This is a genomic window from Stenotrophomonas sp. SORGH_AS_0282, from assembly GCF_030818125.1.
GTDB lineage: Bacteria > Pseudomonadota > Gammaproteobacteria > Xanthomonadales > Xanthomonadaceae > Stenotrophomonas > Stenotrophomonas rhizophila_A.
Window position 1 is genome coordinate 2,115,657 of record NZ_JAUTAB010000001.1, and the last position, 15,739, is coordinate 2,131,395.

The following is a 15,739-nucleotide window of genomic DNA, read 5'->3' on the forward strand; positions in this document are numbered from 1 at the left end:
CAGCCACGCAGGGCGTGGCGCTACGCGAGGGGGTCGGCGACTACCACCAGCGGCACATCGCGTTGCGGGTGCCGCAGCACCAGCACCGGCTGCTGGTACACCCGCTCGATGTGCTCGCGCGTCAGCACCTGGTCCGGCGTTCCATCAGCCGCCACCCTGCCCTGCTCCAGCAGCACGATCCGGTCGGCATACCCCGCCGCCAGGTTCAGGTCGTGCAGCACGACGATCACGCACGCGCCGCTGTCGGCCAGCTGCCGCACCGCACGCAGCGTCCGCTCCTGGTGACGGAGGTCCAGCGCCGCGGTCGGCTCATCGAGCAGCAGCAACGGCGTGTCCTGGGTGAGCACCCGCGCGAACGTGGCCCGCGCCGCCTCACCGCCGGACAACGTCTGCACCTCGCGCCGCCGCAACCCCACCATCTCGGCCTGGCCCAGCGACTGTTCCACGTGCTCCGCATCGCGCAACGCATCGGCCGGGTGTGGCAACCGCCCCATCGCCACCACCTCGTCCACCGTGAACGCAAAGCGCACTGCATGGTCCTGCGGCATCACCGCCCGCTCGCGTGCCAGCGCCATCGCCTTCCAGTGCGCGATCGGCTTGTCGTGCAGGATCACCTGCCCGGCATCGGCCTCGACGTCGCCACTGGCCACCGCCAGCAACGTCGACTTGCCCGCCCCGTTCGGCCCGACCAGCGCCGTCACCGTGCCCGGCACGAACCCCAGGTGGATGTCGTGCAGGATGGACCGCTCACCGAAACGAACGCCCACGCCATCCAGTTGCAGGAACGGCGCGCTCATACCGTGCCGCTCCGGCGCTGGTGCAGTACCAGCCACAGGAAGAACGGTGCACCCAATGCTGCCGAGAACAAGCCCAGCGGAATCTCCGCGGGCGGGTCCAGCGTACGTGCGGCGGTATCGGCGACCACGATCAACACCGCACCGGTCACTGCCGACACCGGCAGCAACCAGCGGTGGCCCGGGCCCACCAGCATGCGCACCACGTGCGGCACCACCAGCCCCACGAAGCCGATGGAACCGGCGAATGCCACGGCCGCACCCACCAGCAGCGCGCTGAACGCAATCAGCTTCAGTCGCGTGCGCTTCACGTCCAGACCCAGGTGCTGCGCCTGGCGCTCCCCCAGCGCCAGCATGTCCAGCGGCGTGGACAGCCGCAGCAGCGCGAACGTCCCCAGCACGAACACCGGCAGCGCCGCCGCCAGGTCAGCCCAGTCGGCCTGCGCCAGCGAGCCCATCTGCCAGAACACCAGCGACTGCAGCTCGCTTTCGCTGGCGATGTAAGTCAGGAACCCGATCGCCGCCGAACAGAACGCCGCCATCGCAATGCCTACCAGCAGCAAGGTCGCCGTGCCCGTGTTACGCCCGGGCCGCGCCAGCGCATAGGTGAGGCTGATCGCCGCCGCACCCCCGGCAAAGGCCGCCAGCGGCAGCGTCCAGCCGCCCACGCTGCCGCCGCCCAGCACAATGGCCGCCACCGCGCCCAGCGCCGCGCCCTGGGTCACCCCCACGATGCCCGGATCGGCCAGTGGATTGCCGAACAGCCCCTGCAGGCTGGCCCCGGCCATCGCCAGTGATGCCCCCACCAGCGCGCCCAGCAGCGCACGCGGAATGCGCAGGTTCCAGACCACCGCCATGTCGCGCTGGCTGACCTGCGCGGGGTCGAGCATGCCCAGCTTGACCGCCACCGCCTGCACCACCTCCAGCGGTGGCAGGCGCAACGGCCCGACCGCGAACGAAGCCAGGATCGCACCGAGCAGGGCGAGCGCCATCATCGCCAGCACCCATCCGCCTGCACGTCTGCGCGTAGCGCGTTCCATCACAGCGTCCTGCTCACGGCGACGGCAGTGCCGCCAGCGCCTTGGCCAAGGCCACCGCACCGCTGCCGGAGCCCACGCTGGCCGCCTTCAACTGCACGTCCGGCATCACCCACACCCGGTTGGCCGCGCCGGCCGGGGTCTGTTTCAACGTCGGGTAGGCCTTCCACAGGCCCGCCTCACCACCGAACAGCTGCAGATCGTTTTCGGTCACCAGGATGACCTCGGGCGCCGCGGCCACCACGCCTTCATTGCTCAGCGCGGAATAGTTGGCCACGCCCGCTTCGGTGCCGATGTTCACGCCACCGGCCAACCCGATCAGCTTGCCCGAGGCACTGTCGGCGCCCGCCACGGTCGGCGCGCCGCCAGCCCCGGTCGCGGAAAGGTGGATCACTCGCGGGTGCACCTTGCTGCTCGACGCGATCGCGGCGGCTTCCTCCAGTTGCGCCTGTACCTGCGCTGCCAGCGCGTTGCCGGCCTCGGCCACGCCCAGCGCGGCCGCTACCTTGCGCACCTTTTCCGGTGCCGGCTGCAGGTCATCAATCACCACGGCCGCCTCACCCGCACCGCGCAGTTTCTTCGCCAGCTCGGTATGCCGGCGCAGGCTGTTGCCCAGGAACAGCGTCCCTTCCAGGCTCAGCACGCCTTCCACGCCGGTGGTGCGGTTGAACAGGAACTGCTTGGGGGCCTTGCGCCCTGCTTCGGTGGCCGAACGCAGCGGCGCGGCATACACCTGGCCGCCCAGGCCAAGCGCTTCGATCACCGCGATGACATCGTCACCGCCAGCCACGATGCGCGAGGCGTCTTTCACCGTGACCTGTTCGCCGTCGTCGGAGGTCACCGTCACCGGAAGCACCGGGATCAGGTTGGTGCTGGAGGGCACATTGGCGCCGGCCAGATGCAGCCAGCCCTGCGGCAGCGCGGCAGGCGATGATGCGTTTGCGGCGTCGGCCGCCTTCGGCGCGGCTTCGGCAGGCGCTGCCGTTTCCGCGGGCTTGCCACCGCAGGCAGTCAGTGCGGCTGCCAATGCCAGCACCGGCAGATGCCGGCGCGCGGTCAGGGAACTGGACATGTCATTACTCCGTCAGGTGCGCGCAGGACCGCAGCCCCGCGCGCGGAATGCATCAGCGGCGGGCCGGGGTGATGCGGGTGATGCGGTCGCCCTTCGGGTCTTCCGCGCCGCGCGACTTGTTGACCGCGAACACGTTGCCCTTGCCGTCTTCGCGGACGTGGTTCGGGAACGTGCCGCCGTCCAGGTTGCCGACCACCTTGCCGTCGCCATCCACCACGGTCACCGTGCCGGCACCGCGGTTGGTGACGTAGGCCAAGCCGGACACCGGTTCGAACGCCACGTTCAGCGCACCCGCGCCCACCGGCACATCGTGCAGGACCTTGCCGCTGGCCACGTCGACGATGAGCAGGTTGTCGGTGCCCTGCGAGGCCACGAACAGGCGGTTGCGCTTCGCATCGAAGGCTACGCCGGAGGCGCTGATCGAATTGCCCAGGTCGATCACCTTGTCCACTTTGCCGCTGGCCACGTCGATCACCGCCGCCTCGGGCGTACCGATGCTCACCGTGAACAGCTTGCCGCTGGCTTCATCCAGCACCAGGCTCATCGGCACGAACTTCTCGTCGTCCACGCCGGATGCCAGCGTGATCGGCTCCAGCGCCTTGAAGGTCCTGGCATCGAACACCGACAAATGATCTTCGCCAGCCGCGGACGCGAACACCTTGCCACGCTTGGCATCCACCACCACGTCACGCGCATGCGGCACCGCGCCCACCGGGAACTGGTGCACCAGCGACAGATCGGACTGGCGGTACACCGCCACCGTGTCCTGGCGGGTGTTGCTGACCCACACGTTGCCGTTGGGATCGTCCACGCCCACGCCATACACGGCAAACACGCTGCCGCCCTTGGCATCGGGCACCTGCGCCGGGGTAATCGCCTTGAGCACCTTCAGCGTCTTCGGGTCCACCTTGAGCAGCTGCGACTGGGTCACCGGCGGGCGGCCCACCGCCGAGGTCACGAACAGCGCGTTGCTGCCCGCGCTGTAGGCGCTCTGGTACAGCCCCTGCACCAGCTTGCCCGAACTCTGCTGGAACGCCTGCTGGCCGCTCAGCGGCAGGTTCGGCGACACCCGCAGTGCAACCACGGTCGCAGCAGCCGGCTGGCTGGCGCGCACCACCACCGGGTGCTGGCCGGGCACGGCGTCGGCCGGGATCTGCACGCTGGCCTTGAAGTTGCCCTGTTCGTCCACCACCACCGGCGTGGCGTTGAGCACGGTCTCGCCGCGCAGCAGCGTCACCTGCTGGCCGGGCACGAACGCGCGCCCGGTCACTTCAGCGGTGCTGCCGGGAATCACGTTCTCGTTGCGGGCACTGACCTTGCCACGGAAGCCGTTGGCAGGCGCATCGAACACCGGCTGCGCGGACACCGCGCCGGTCGCCAGCGACAAGGCCAGGGCCAACGCGGCAACGCGCGGGAGGGAAACCAATCGGGACATAGCAGACTCCTTCTGTAGGGGCGCGCCAGCGGCGCGTGTCACAAGGGTTGCCTTGGCAGGGCCGGATCGGCGCAGCCTGGGTAAGGAAAAAATCAATCGGCGCTCTTGTCGGCCACGCCGTACAGCGCCGCCAGCGTGGCTTTCAGCGAAGCCGGCAGCATCGGGCCGTGGCCGAGGCCGGGAAATTCGCGGTAGGTCACCTGCAGCCCGGGCACCTCGGCCAGACGCCCGCTCAGCCCATGCGCGGCATCGGGGGTGGCCCCGGCGATGCGGCGCAGGTGCGCCACCACGCGCGGGTTGTTCATGTCACGCACGCCGCGGTTGCCGCTGCGCTCGTCACCGCCGAGCATCAGCCACACCTTCGCCGGCGTTGGGTGGGCGATGAAGTCCTGCTCCATCGCGCCCTGCGGCGCGCCCTGGCTCCACCACAAGGAGGGGCTGGCACTCACGTACTGCTGGAATGCGGTCGGCTGGGTGTACAGCGTGCTGAGCACGAACAGCCCGCCCAACGAGTGGCCCCAGAGCGATTGCTGCTGCGTGTCCACCCGGGCGCGGCGCTCCACCTCGGGCTTGATCCGCTGCTGGATGACATCCAGGAACGCCTTGGCGCCGCCGCCGCTGGACTGGGACGTGCCGTTCTCATCATCGGCCGTATCCACCCACGCGGTGTAGTCGAGCGTGCGGGCGGGTGAATCGATGCGCAGGTCGTTGTCGTAGCCGATGAACACGAGCACCGGGGCGGCATGTGCGGCCAGGTCGCTCAACATCGTCTGGTCGAACACCATGGCCGCTGCGTTGCCATCCAGCATATACAGCACCGGCGCAGGCGCGTCCGCCTTGCGCACAGGCACGCCGACGTTGACGCGCCAGCGCCGTGCAGGCTCACCACTTTCGATCACGAAACGCTCGAACCGATAGCTCTGCGGCGGTTGGTCCAGTACGGTTTCGCCGACCTTCTGCAACGGGTTGCGTTGCTGGGCGGCAGCCGGCGCCATCGCGACCACGCCCAGTACTGCAGCAACGCCAGCGTTGCGCAACCACGGCAAGAAAACGGGAACCAGGCGGGAAAACACGGCGGGCACGACCCAGGGCAAGACGATCGCCCCAGTGTACCCGAAATGCGAATGGGTATCACTTGCTTCGTGAACACCCTTTAGCGGTAGGTCACGACCGTTGGTCGTGACCCAACAAACGGAAAGTCCGGCCAAAAGGCCGGACTCCATTTATTCCGTTTGAGCAGCAGCTTATTCTTCTTCTTCCTGCTGGCCGCCCTGCTGGTTGCGCTCGCCCTTCTGGTTCTGGTCCTGCTGTTGCTGCTGGCCCTGGCGCTGCTGGTCATTCTGGTTCTGCTGGTTCTGCTGGCCCTGCTGCGGATTCTGCTGGCCCTGCTGCGGATTCTGCTGGCCCTGCTGCGGATTCTGTTGGTTGCCCATCATGCTTCTCCGGTAGACGGCGTCGAAAGCGATGCCGGTGAGCCAACACTAGGGACCGCCGCGTTACCGCCGCGTGCGCTGACGATGCCGCGCGTCGACGGAAAACGCATGTACGTAAACAGTTCAGAACTGAACCTGTGTGCCGTCACGCTGTTGTCGCACTCCGCATGGATCAAGGATCCGCATCGAAGATCACCGTCACGTCACCGCGATACCGGCTGCCGGGGTGGTCCAGCATCGTTCCGACCGCCTCTCCGTTGACGGAAAAATGCAGTCTGGATGGGCGGCGGATGATGAAACTCTCGGCGGTCATCACAGGCGGCGTCATCGTGCTGGTCAACGCAACGCCAACCGCCTCTGCCCCCGACGATGCATCGCGGAAACCTGGCAGGGTCAGCTGGATGTCGAGAGGCGCGTCTGGGGCATCCACGGTTTCGTTGCGGATCGCACAGCGACCATCCGAATGCGCGTGCTGGCACTGCAGCGAGACACTGAACTGCCCAGAGCTGCTGATGCTGAAGGGAATCTCGCGCTCCAGCGCCTTCGGCACGATCCCATGGTCCGTCCACTGTGTCCACCCGCCGCGAGGCGCAAGCACGGCGCGATCGCTCCCTGCCGGAACCTCCAGCTGGAACGCATGCTGGACCTCCAGTTGGAAGTGCACGTTGACGATGTTGTCATCCAGCTCCACGCCGTTGCCCAGGTCGAAGTCGGCACCCTCGCCCGTACCGCCCACGCGGAACGAGGTCATTCCGGTGTAAACCCCGCTGCGCATGGCCAGCGGCGCAGGCGTGGTCAATTGGTAGGTGAAGTCGAACTCGGCGATGGCGTAGTTGTTCGTATGCAGCCAGTGCAGCGCGCAGGCCAACACGCCATTGCCCCGATCCTGGCGCAGCCACAGGCGCATGACGCTCCGGTTGTTTGCATTGGTGTTGCTCAACGCCCGGTTGCAGTTGATGGCGCCGCCCGTGGAGGCAGGCTCGGTGGGCCCATCCCCATCCTGGTCGACCAGGCGCAGCGCAGCGCCAATGATCTTCACGCCCAGATCGAACGTATGCGCGCCATCGTCGGAGGTGACCGTTACGGTACGCGGCCCCGGCATGCCGATGTAGAAGCTGTCACGCCCATAATCGTTCGTGCGCACGCCCTGCTTGGTGCCCCGCACCTTGGTGTCGATGCTCCACCATTCGTTGTTGATGCATGCCTGCAGGTGCACGCTGTTGCACACCCCCGACCACGGCGTCGTGTTGACGAACTCCCGCTTGTCGGGGTCATTGATATCCGGCTTGAACTCCGCGGTGATGTAGATGTCGGCGGCATGGGCGCCAGCAGCAGCGGCAGCCAACGCAATGGCTGCCGCCGCGCGACGCACGCCACGCAGCAAGGTGGAGGGGGAACGTTCAAACATCACGGCATTGCTCCTGCAGCGGGTGCAGCCGACGACGACTGCGCATGACCAGGGGACGTCGATGGGCACGTGAGGATGCCGGCCATCCACGTGTCGCCCTGCGGGCGGGTGGTCGTGCCGTCCAACGCAAAGCTGCAGCCGGTCACCCTGGGGTGGCGGACTTCCAGGCGTGGCGCCCTGGCACTCATCTCCAGCGCGAAGAAACCATCGGCCTCCGCTACGCTGCGCCCGGCATGGTTGATGACGTGGGCGCCGGCCAGCGGCTGCCCGGCGGCATCCTTGAGATGGCCCATCACGGTGAAGGTGCTGAGCACGTCCACCTTGCCGTAGGCCACGCCTCCCTTGTTGAGGTGATAGTCCAGCGTGGCCGGCTGGATGCTCGCAGCCGGCGCGGCGCGCCCATGGAAGTCGACCTGCAGAGCGCCGGTGCGATACGCAGTGACCGGCAGGAAGTTGCGGCCAGGGTGGAGCGCGTAGGAGCCACCGCGGCTGTCGTATGCGCGCAGCTCCACATCGGGCAGGTCGGAGCTCACGTCCACGATCATGCCGGTATCGACACTGCCGACCTGCCCCGCACCGGCAATGGCAAGCTTGCCGCCGCCCATGGCCATGGTGCTCTCCAGGTTCAGGCCGCCACTGACGGTGCCGCCCAGCGACGAGCGCTGCGCATGCGCATCGCCGCGCAATGCAGGATGCTCGAACTGCGCGTTGCTGCTGAGGCCCAGCCCATCGCTGTCCAGGGTGGCCTGGCCGGCGACACTGCGCAGCAGACCGTCTTCATAGGTCTGCTGTACCCCCGCGCTGGCGTACAGGCTGCGCCCGCCATCGGTGGCGGTACGGCTGCCAAGGCTGCCGCTGTAGCGACGCCCCTCCTGGCCCATCGCGATGTTCAGGGTGAAGTCGACACCACGGTTGCGGCGCGTGCCGCTGCTGGCACTTGCCGGGCGGTCGAACACCGCAGCGCGCCAGGTCGCGTCGCTGCCGAACAGGGTCTGGCGACGACTGAAGGACAGGTCGAGCCCAACGCCGTTGCTGGTGCCACTGTGATGCGACATGCGCGCGGCAACGTAGCTGCCGTCACCGAGGCGATGGTTCATGCTCAGCGCACTGGTCTGCAGCCAGCCCGAGCGGGTCTGCGGCAGCTCGGCACCGGGCGGCAACGGCGGGTAGGCATTGTCACCGGGGCGGCGCCGCTCCTGCCAGCTGCGGTTGTGCGAGGCGATCACGGTGCCTTTGCCATGGCGCCACATGCCCTGCAGGTCCACGCCACTGCCGTGGTCGCCGCTGTAGGCGTTGGTGTAGAGGTTGGCGCGGTCGTTGACCTGCCAGTCCAGCGATCCAGCGACGGCATTCCCGCCATCCAGGTGCTGGGCAGACAGGCCGAGGATCGCACGCGGATGGGCCAGGTAATTGAGGATGCCGCCTGCGGCAAAGGCGCCGGCATCGGGGTCCTCCAGGGTGTCCAGCAGGCTGTGCTGGACACCGGCGAACGCGCTGTAGCGCCAGCGGCGGCTCGGGTCGCGCCAGTTGCCCGGCTTGTGGATCACCGTGGTTTCACGCGAGCTTTCGCGTCCATCCTCGATGACCCGCAGTTCGACCTCGTAGATGCCGCCCGGCAGGCGACGGGTATCCAGCTCCTGCAGGCCCGGCTGCAATGGCTGGGTCTGGATCAGGCTACCGTCGCGGAACACCTCCACGGTGCCCTCGCGGTTGGCGGTCACATACACCGGATACAGGCTCGGTGCGCGCGAATCAATGGCCAGGCTGTCCGATGAGCCGGCCATCATGCCCACGGTGGTGTGGCTGAACGAGCCGGGCGCACGCGGCTGGCGGGTGACGCCCTGGAAGTTGGGCAGGAAGTAACCCACGCGCAGGAAGTTGTCGCGGAATTCGCGTTGTGCGTAGAGGCTCTGTACCGACTGGCGCAGCTGCCCGGCTTCATCGCTGCTGCGGTCGACCTGATAGTTGCCGACCAGCGTCCAGTGTCCCAGGCTGCCCTGTGCGTCGAGCGCGTAGCGGCCGGCCGTAGCCACGCCCTGCCCTGCATAGGCGTTGAGCTGGTGGCGCAGGATCAGGCCGCGACTGCCGTGTTCAGGCAGCGCGAGGTGGCGCTGCTGCGTGGCGGCGCGCCCACCGTTCTCTGTGGCGATGGAAAGCAGCGAGCTCTCCAGGCTGTAGTGAACCCGCACCAGGCTGTCATTGCAGGCCTGTTCGCAGGCGCCCAACGGACGCGGTGCAGCCAACACCTTCAACCAGCGCTCGCGTTCGGCGGCCGGTTCGGTGCTGTCGTGGCTGTCGGTAAACTCCAACAGCGACAAGGCATTGTCACGGGTCAGCACGGCACGGGCATCGCCCAGGTACTGACCATCGCGTTCGACCCGTACCACCAGGGGTACGTCGAAGAAATGGTCACGGAAGTCATCGGGCAGCCCCCCAGCCTGGTCAAGCAGGGTGAGGCTTTCCAGTGCCGCAGGCGCAGCCTGCACTGCTGCAACGCTGCAATGGAGCATGACGGCGGTGGCGAGGGGAAGCAGACGCGGTGACATGGTCATTCCTGTGCATGAAGAAGGGGCGCGAGCGCGCCCCTCCTGTGGCAGCCGGAGCTGCCGGGGTGAAACATGCGCAGCTGCGCGATTACGGGGTGCCGCTCTCGAACATCATGAAAACGTTGCCCTGGTAGGTGCCCTGCACGTAGCTCTCGCCGGTGGGCGCAGCGGCGGTGATGGCAACCGCAGCGCGCTTGCTCGCGGCGGCTTCGGTCGGGGTGGCCACTTCAACCGCGTTGGCGGCACCGACCTGCAGGTCGGTGCCGGCGACGGCCACGGTCAGGCCGATGGCGTTGCCGGCGCTGGTCAGCAGGGCTTCGGTGGTCAGGTAGGCGTTGATGGCGCCCAGGCCGCTCTTCATGTCGACCTGCTGCAGGATCGGATCCAGGCGCTGCGTCGCGATGTTCCAGCGCATGTTCTGGGTCTGGCCAGCCCAGTCGCCGACCGGCGAGATCTGCAGGCCGGTGGCGGACGGGACCGTGGCTTCAACCGTCACCTGGATGGGGAACTGCTCGGTGGCGGCCATGGCGGCAGCCGGGGTCAGGATCAGGGCAGCCGCAGCGGCCAGGACGGTGGTCTTGAGGTTCATTTTTCCTGCATCTCCAACGGAAAGGTGTCGCCTGGAGTCCGGCGACGGGACGGCGGTTCCGGGCGGAACCTAGCGGGTGAGCAGGACGTCCTTGCGGCTGTCCCCCTCAACGATCTGGAAGCGGTGCAGATGCCCGGTACTGCGAGCGAAGCGTTCGGTGCGCCCGGGCAGCAGGTGCACCTTGCGCGACGGGGAGCACTTGGCCGCCTTGTCCTGCGCACTGCACTGGCGGATGTCGTCGAGCACCACCGTGGTATTGCCGGCATTGCGCAGCTGCACGTGGTTGTCGTGCGTTTCGGTCTGCACGTCGTAGCGGGCCTGGTCGGGATGCACGATCACGAACACGCCATAGCCGGTCAGCACGTTGACGCCGGCCGAGAGCTCGTTGCGGTAGTCATCACGCTGCGCGTCGGTCAGCGCGAATTCGTCTTCGGACTGCGGCAGCACCGGAACGAAGCGCACGCGGTAGTAGCGTTCGGTGCTGCGATCCCCCTGCACCAGCAGACGCGTGGCCTGTTGGCCCTGCGCCGGCACGATCAACCGCGACGGGCTGGCAATCAGCCCGGCAGCGGCAGCGCTGCCGGAGGTATCAACCGGGATCTCCTGATGGGTGCCGTCCGCGGCGTAGCGCACTTCGCTGATCTGCACACGGACGAACGCCGTGGCATCGCCGGTATTGCGCACGCGCTTCAGCAGCGCCCCCTTGCCCGGCTCGGCATATTCGTACATCGCCCCCACATGGATGCTGGGTGCGGCCGCCTGCGCCGGATGAGGTGATGCCGTCATCGCCATGGCCATTGCTACCGCCAGCGCGGTGATCAGACGCTTCATCGAAGGGACTCCTGTTGTTGATGGGTCGATCACGAAAGCCGGTTGTCATAACCGTCTCGAATCGAGGGCGAAGCATAGGCAGCCGCCTCCTGTCGCCCTATGCAACTCGTTGCAAGACACCCTGAAATAAATTGCAACCGCGATTGGAATGACCAACAGATGCGTGCGAATGCATCGCCGCGTTGAATGGGAGCAGCTTAAAGTTCTGCTACGCCGCGCCACATTCAATATTCCTCAATGCGCTACTGCAATTTGTTGTAGCGGCGTCCAAACGAAAACGCCCCGCTGATGAGCGGGGCGTTTGCTGCTTCTCTTGACTTTGCTGCGCGCAGATCGTTACTGGGCAGCGTCCTGCCACTTGGCGACCTTGGCACGTGTCTGCGCCAGCAACGCATCCAGCGCCTTGCGGTCATACACGTGGCCACGCAGCACCACGGTGTTGATCGCGCGCGTGGCCTGGATATCCTGCAGCGGGTTGGCATCCAGCAGCACCAGGTCGGCGGCCTTACCTTCGGCGATGCCGCCGTAGCGGTCCAGCGTACCGAACCACGACGGACCCGCACGGGTTGCCGACGACAGCGCCTGCGCGGGAGTCAGGCCTTCCTTGACGAACAGGGCCAGCTCGTCATGCAGGCCGATACCGGGATAGTTGAAGGAATTGAGGAACCCCGCATCGGTACCGGCCATGACGGTCACGCCGGCCTGCTGCAGCATCGGCAGCACTTCCGCCACCTGGTGGTACTGCTGGTGGCGCTCGGCGATCTGCTCTGGACCCGCTTTGGCAGCACGTTCCACCCGCCACTGGTAAGTCGCCTGCAGCTTCGGGCCAATGTAGGCCAGGTAGGGATCGTTGGCGTGGTCATCCTGGTCCAGGAAGTCGAGGATGCGGCCGCCGTTGAGCGTGGGCGTGACATACACGCCCTTCGCCGCAAAGCCACGGTAGGCGGCCATGGCGGTCTCACGATCAAAGCCGGCATCAAGCCGCCGATTGGCCTCGGCACGATCAATGCGCTTGGCGGCGAAATCGGCGGCAATGGCGGCCTCGTCCTTGACCCCGGCCTTGTAGGCGTAGTCCAGGTGCTCGATCGAGCTGATGCCTGCGTCCACTGCCTGCTGCACGGTCAGCGCCATCGGGATGTGCCCGGACGCACGCAGGCCATTGGCGCGGGCGCCACGCACTGCAGCCAGGAACAGGGGCGGGGTCAGGGTGCTGTCGGTGATCTTGACGAAGTCGACCCGGTCGCGCTTGAGCTGGGCCAGCGCGGCATCGAGGTCGGCCTGGCTGCCGACCTCCAGCGTTCCTTTCCAGACCGGCTTGATGCCTTCGATCTTGGCGCCCGAACTGAACAGCTGCGGGCCTTCCAGGCTGCCGTCGGCAATCTGGCCACGCCACTGCAGCACCTGCGTGGGCAGGTCGCCAGAACAATCGCGGATGGTGGTGATGCCATGGGCGATGTACAGCGGCAGCAGCGCCTTGTTCTCTTCGACCAGCTCCGGTCCGCCGCCGAAATGCACATGCATGTCCCACAGGCCGGGGATCAGGAAGCGGCCCTTGCCATCGATGCGCTGCGGCGCTTTCCAGGCCTTGGCAATGCTGCGGTCGTCACCCACGGCGACGATGTCATTGCCGCGTACCACCACCGCCTGGTCGGCATGGGTGGTGGCCTGCTCGACATCCACCACGGTGGCATGCCGGATGATCAGGTCGGCCTGTTCGGCGGCGAGGACGCAGGGCGCCAGTGCAAGCAGCACCGGGAAGGCAGACAGCACAATGGGTTTCATGGCAACGTGGCAAAAAGGAGTACCTCCGCACCATACGGCGCGAAGGCATCCATTCACCAGTTAAATTTTGTCATGACGCGCATTACGGAATCGAATGCGCTCAGACCTCGCCCTGCATGGCCGGACGCGCCTGCACCTGCGCCAACCAGGCCGCCACGGCGGGATACGTGTCCACGCCGGCACCGACGTAGGTGCCATAGCCGACCACCTGCGCCACCACCAGGTCCACCAGCGAGTAATCGCCGCCCAGCATCCAGGGCTGTGAACCCAGCCGATCTTCCAGCAATCCCAGCAGCTCGGCGGCGCCCTGCCCTGCGGCGGCGGCCTGCGTACTGTCGCGCAACGGGCCTTCGCGGGTGGCCAGCATCAGCCGGTTGATCATCGCCGCGTAGGTCACATAGGCCCAGGCGCACCACGACAACGCCTGCAGCCGCTCCGGGGTGTCGGCCGCCGGCCACAGCCCGCGCGCCACGCCGAAGCGGTCACCCAGCCACAGATGGATGGCCAGGCCTTCGAAGATCGGCGTGCCATCCACCACCAGGCACGGCACCTTGCCGTTGGGGTTGATCGCCAGGTACTCCGGGGTGCGCTGCTCGCCGTTCCGGATGTCGATCCGCACCCGGTCATGGGCGACCCCCAGTTCGGCGAGCGCGCAGGCGACGGGGGTGGCACTGGACATGGGATGCCAATAGAAGACGACGGACATGTGGAACTCCTTGTGGGTTGTCGGTGTGGAAAGGTGCGCCGCCAGGGGGCCTTGCACCGTGGCCACAGGCTAGCCACCATTGCGGACAGATCCTGTCCTCGACAGGCGCGATGCTGCCGCCCATGCTGACCACCTCCGCTCGACTGCTGCGCCTGCTCTCGCTGCTGCAATCCCGGCCGCATTGGCCGGGCAACACACTGGCCGCGGATATCGGCGTGCATCCGCGCACGCTGCGCCGCGACATCGACCGCCTGCGCGAACTGGGCTACCCGATCCAGGCCAGCAGTGGCGTGGCCGGCGGCTATGCGTTCCGCGCCGGGCGCGCATTGCCGCCGCTGCTGCTCGACGATGAAGAAGCATTGGCCGCTGCGCTGGCCCTGCGCACTGCAGTGACCGGCACCATCAGCGGCATCGAGCAGACCGCGATTACCGCACTGGTCAAACTGGAACAGGTAATGCCGGCCCGGCTGCGACGCCGGCTGGATGCATTACGTACCGCGATCCTGCCGATCGACCAGGCCGGGCCCATGGTCGATGCCGGGCTGCTGGCCACCTTGGCCGGCGCCTGCCGCGACCAGCTGCAGCTTCGCTTCGACTATGCCGACCGCCAGGGACAGCCCAGCCAGCGGCTGGTGGAACCGCAGGGCGTGGTGCATGCCGAACGGCGCTGGTACCTGGTGGCTTGGGACACGCTGCGCGTGGACTGGCGCACCTTCCGCATCGACCGCATGACCAGTGCGGCAGAGGTGGGCGCGCACTTCCGCCCGCGCCCGTCGCCCGCCAATGGCGACCTGCGCGCGTTCGTGAGCCAGTCGCTGTCGCTGGGACCCTACGGGGACGAAGCGCGGGTGATCCTGCACGCCCCCATCGACATCGTGCGCGAACGCATACCGGCCTCGGCGGGCATGCTCGAAGCGGTGGATGCACAGCGCTGCCTGCTGCGGTGTGGCGCGCACCCGCAGGGCGCGGTGGTGTACTGGCTGCTCGCGCTGGAGCTCGAATTCGAGGTGCTGGGCCCGCCTGCGCTGCACGCGATGATGCAGGCCGCTGGCGCTCGCGTGGCGCGCAGCCTTGCACGCAGCGGGGCCGCCGCTGGCTAGGCACCCGCGTGCATGCTAGAACAGGCACCATTCGCTTTCTGGATACCGCCATGCCGCCCAGTGCACAATCGAATCGCGCCCTGTTCGAACTGGACCTGCTGCGGGCGATGGTGATGGTGGCCGACTGCGGCAGCTTCACCACCGCCGCCACGCGCCTGCATTCCACCCAGTCCACCATCAGCCAGAAGATCCGGCGGCTGGAGCAGTTGGCCGGGCACCCGCTGCTGGTGCGCGGCAACCGCGATGTGCACCCCACCGATGCCGGGCAGACGCTGCTCGGCATCGCGCGCCAGATGCTGGCCCTGAACGACCAGATGGGCGAAGCACTGGCCGGCGCCACGGTGGCGGTGACCGTCCGGCTGGGCGTGCCCGAAGACTTTGTCAGCCCCCGCACCACCGCCCTGCTGGGCCGCTTCACCCGCCGCCACCGGCAGGTGAAGCTGGAAGTCACCAGCGGCCTCAGCCGCGACCTCGCCAACGCCTACGACCACGGCGAGCTGGACCTGGTGCTGGTCAAACAGCGCCGCAACAGCCGCCAGGGCGTGGCCTGCTGGCATGAGCCGATGCGCTGGGTGGACAGTGCACGCAGCCCCTGCATCGGCATGGACCCGATTCCGCTGGTGACGTTTCCGCCGCGCGGGCTGTATCGCGATGAGTTGATCGCTGCCGTGGAAAGCATGGGCCGGCGCTGGCGGATCGGCTTCACCAGCTCCAGCCTCAGTGGCATCCAGGGCGCGGTGGCCGACGGCATGGGCATCAGCCTGCTGCCAGCGCGTGCCATGACCCGCGAACACCGCGCGCTCACCGCGCGCCAAGGCCTGCCGCCCATGGACGGCATCGAAATCGCGATGCTGCACCGTGACAACGCCGATCCGCTGGTGCTGGATCTGGCGTCGCAGTTCGCGCGACTGCTCGATCGCGAAAAACGGTGACGCGGATGCGCGCAGAGAGTGACGCACCTCTCGTACCGAGCATAGGAATAGTCCTAATCTGACATCAGACTATC

Annotated in this window: 14 protein-coding genes; 2 read left to right on the top strand and 12 right to left on the bottom strand. The window is 67.4% G+C overall.

All coding sequences use genetic code 11. The features are described from left to right. Positions 1–20 precede the first annotated feature (20 nt). The 12 genes from QE395_RS09385 to QE395_RS09440 all read right to left on the bottom strand — a co-directional run bounded on the left by QE395_RS09385 (position 21) and on the right by QE395_RS09440 (position 13,633). Positions 21–797: a heme ABC transporter ATP-binding protein gene (locus tag QE395_RS09385; protein ID WP_249834271.1), complete on the bottom strand. Its 777-nt coding sequence runs from the start codon at positions 795–797 to the stop codon at positions 21–23. Then, positions 794–1,834: an iron ABC transporter permease gene (locus QE395_RS09390; protein ID WP_306988735.1), complete on the bottom strand. Its 1,041-nt coding sequence runs from the start codon at positions 1,832–1,834 to the stop codon at positions 794–796. The genes QE395_RS09385 and QE395_RS09390 overlap by 4 nt, the downstream gene beginning before the upstream one ends. A 13-nt stretch (positions 1,835–1,847) precedes the next feature. Further along, on the bottom strand, positions 1,848–2,903 hold the full coding sequence (locus QE395_RS09395) for an ABC transporter substrate-binding protein (protein WP_306988738.1): 1,056 nt from the start codon (positions 2,901–2,903) through the stop codon (positions 1,848–1,850). Between the two features lie 52 nt (positions 2,904–2,955). Next, positions 2,956–4,338, bottom strand: coding sequence for an ATP-binding protein (locus QE395_RS09400; RefSeq protein ID WP_306988741.1), 1,383 nt, complete (start codon positions 4,336–4,338; stop codon positions 2,956–2,958). A 92-nt stretch (positions 4,339–4,430) separates the two neighbouring features. After that, the gene (locus QE395_RS09405; protein ID WP_210132798.1) at positions 4,431–5,333 is read right to left on the bottom strand and encodes an alpha/beta hydrolase-fold protein; all 903 of its coding nucleotides are present in this window, start codon (positions 5,331–5,333) and stop codon (positions 4,431–4,433) included. Between the two features lie 249 nt (positions 5,334–5,582). Further along, positions 5,583–5,771: a hypothetical protein gene (locus tag QE395_RS09410; RefSeq protein ID WP_306988743.1), complete on the bottom strand. Its 189-nt coding sequence runs from the start codon at positions 5,769–5,771 to the stop codon at positions 5,583–5,585. A 172-nt stretch (positions 5,772–5,943) separates the two neighbouring features. Further along, positions 5,944–7,248 carry a hypothetical protein gene (locus QE395_RS09415; RefSeq protein WP_306988745.1) on the bottom strand — a complete coding sequence of 435 codons (1,305 nt, stop codon included), beginning with the start codon at positions 7,246–7,248 and terminating at the stop codon, positions 5,944–5,946. Further along, entirely contained in the window at positions 7,179–9,725 is a 2,547-nt protein-coding gene (locus QE395_RS09420; protein WP_306988747.1) for a TcfC E-set like domain-containing protein, read from the bottom strand. Before QE395_RS09420 ends, QE395_RS09415 begins: the two co-directional genes overlap by 70 nt. Before the next feature lie 88 nt (positions 9,726–9,813). Continuing rightward, positions 9,814–10,314 carry a CS1 type fimbrial major subunit gene (locus QE395_RS09425; protein ID WP_095364298.1) on the bottom strand — a complete coding sequence of 167 codons (501 nt, stop codon included), beginning with the start codon at positions 10,312–10,314 and terminating at the stop codon, positions 9,814–9,816. Positions 10,315–10,383: 69 nt separating this feature from the next. Next, the gene (locus tag QE395_RS09430) at positions 10,384–11,145 is read right to left on the bottom strand and encodes a CS1 fimbrial subunit B flags: Precursor (RefSeq protein WP_306988749.1); all 762 of its coding nucleotides are present in this window, start codon (positions 11,143–11,145) and stop codon (positions 10,384–10,386) included. A gap of 336 nt (positions 11,146–11,481) precedes the next feature. Further along, complete coding sequence (locus tag QE395_RS09435) at positions 11,482–12,927, bottom strand: amidohydrolase family protein (protein ID WP_095364299.1); 1,446 nt, start codon at positions 12,925–12,927, stop codon at positions 11,482–11,484. 100 nt (positions 12,928–13,027) lie between these two features. After that, positions 13,028–13,633 (bottom strand): glutathione S-transferase family protein, encoded by a 606-nt coding sequence (locus QE395_RS09440; RefSeq protein ID WP_210132488.1) that lies wholly within the window; start codon positions 13,631–13,633, stop codon positions 13,028–13,030. A gap of 122 nt (positions 13,634–13,755) precedes the next feature. Here QE395_RS09440 and QE395_RS09445 point away from each other — a divergent pair, with 122 nt between their 5' ends. Together QE395_RS09445 and QE395_RS09450 are read left to right on the top strand one after the other, a co-directional pair. Further along, complete coding sequence (locus QE395_RS09445; protein WP_093536765.1) at positions 13,756–14,733, top strand: transcriptional regulator; 978 nt, start codon at positions 13,756–13,758, stop codon at positions 14,731–14,733. Positions 14,734–14,783: 50 nt separating this feature from the next. Next, a complete protein-coding gene (locus QE395_RS09450) occupies positions 14,784–15,665 on the top strand; it encodes a LysR substrate-binding domain-containing protein (RefSeq protein ID WP_306988756.1) in 882 nt (293 codons plus the stop codon). Positions 15,666–15,739: the final 74 nt, after the last annotated feature.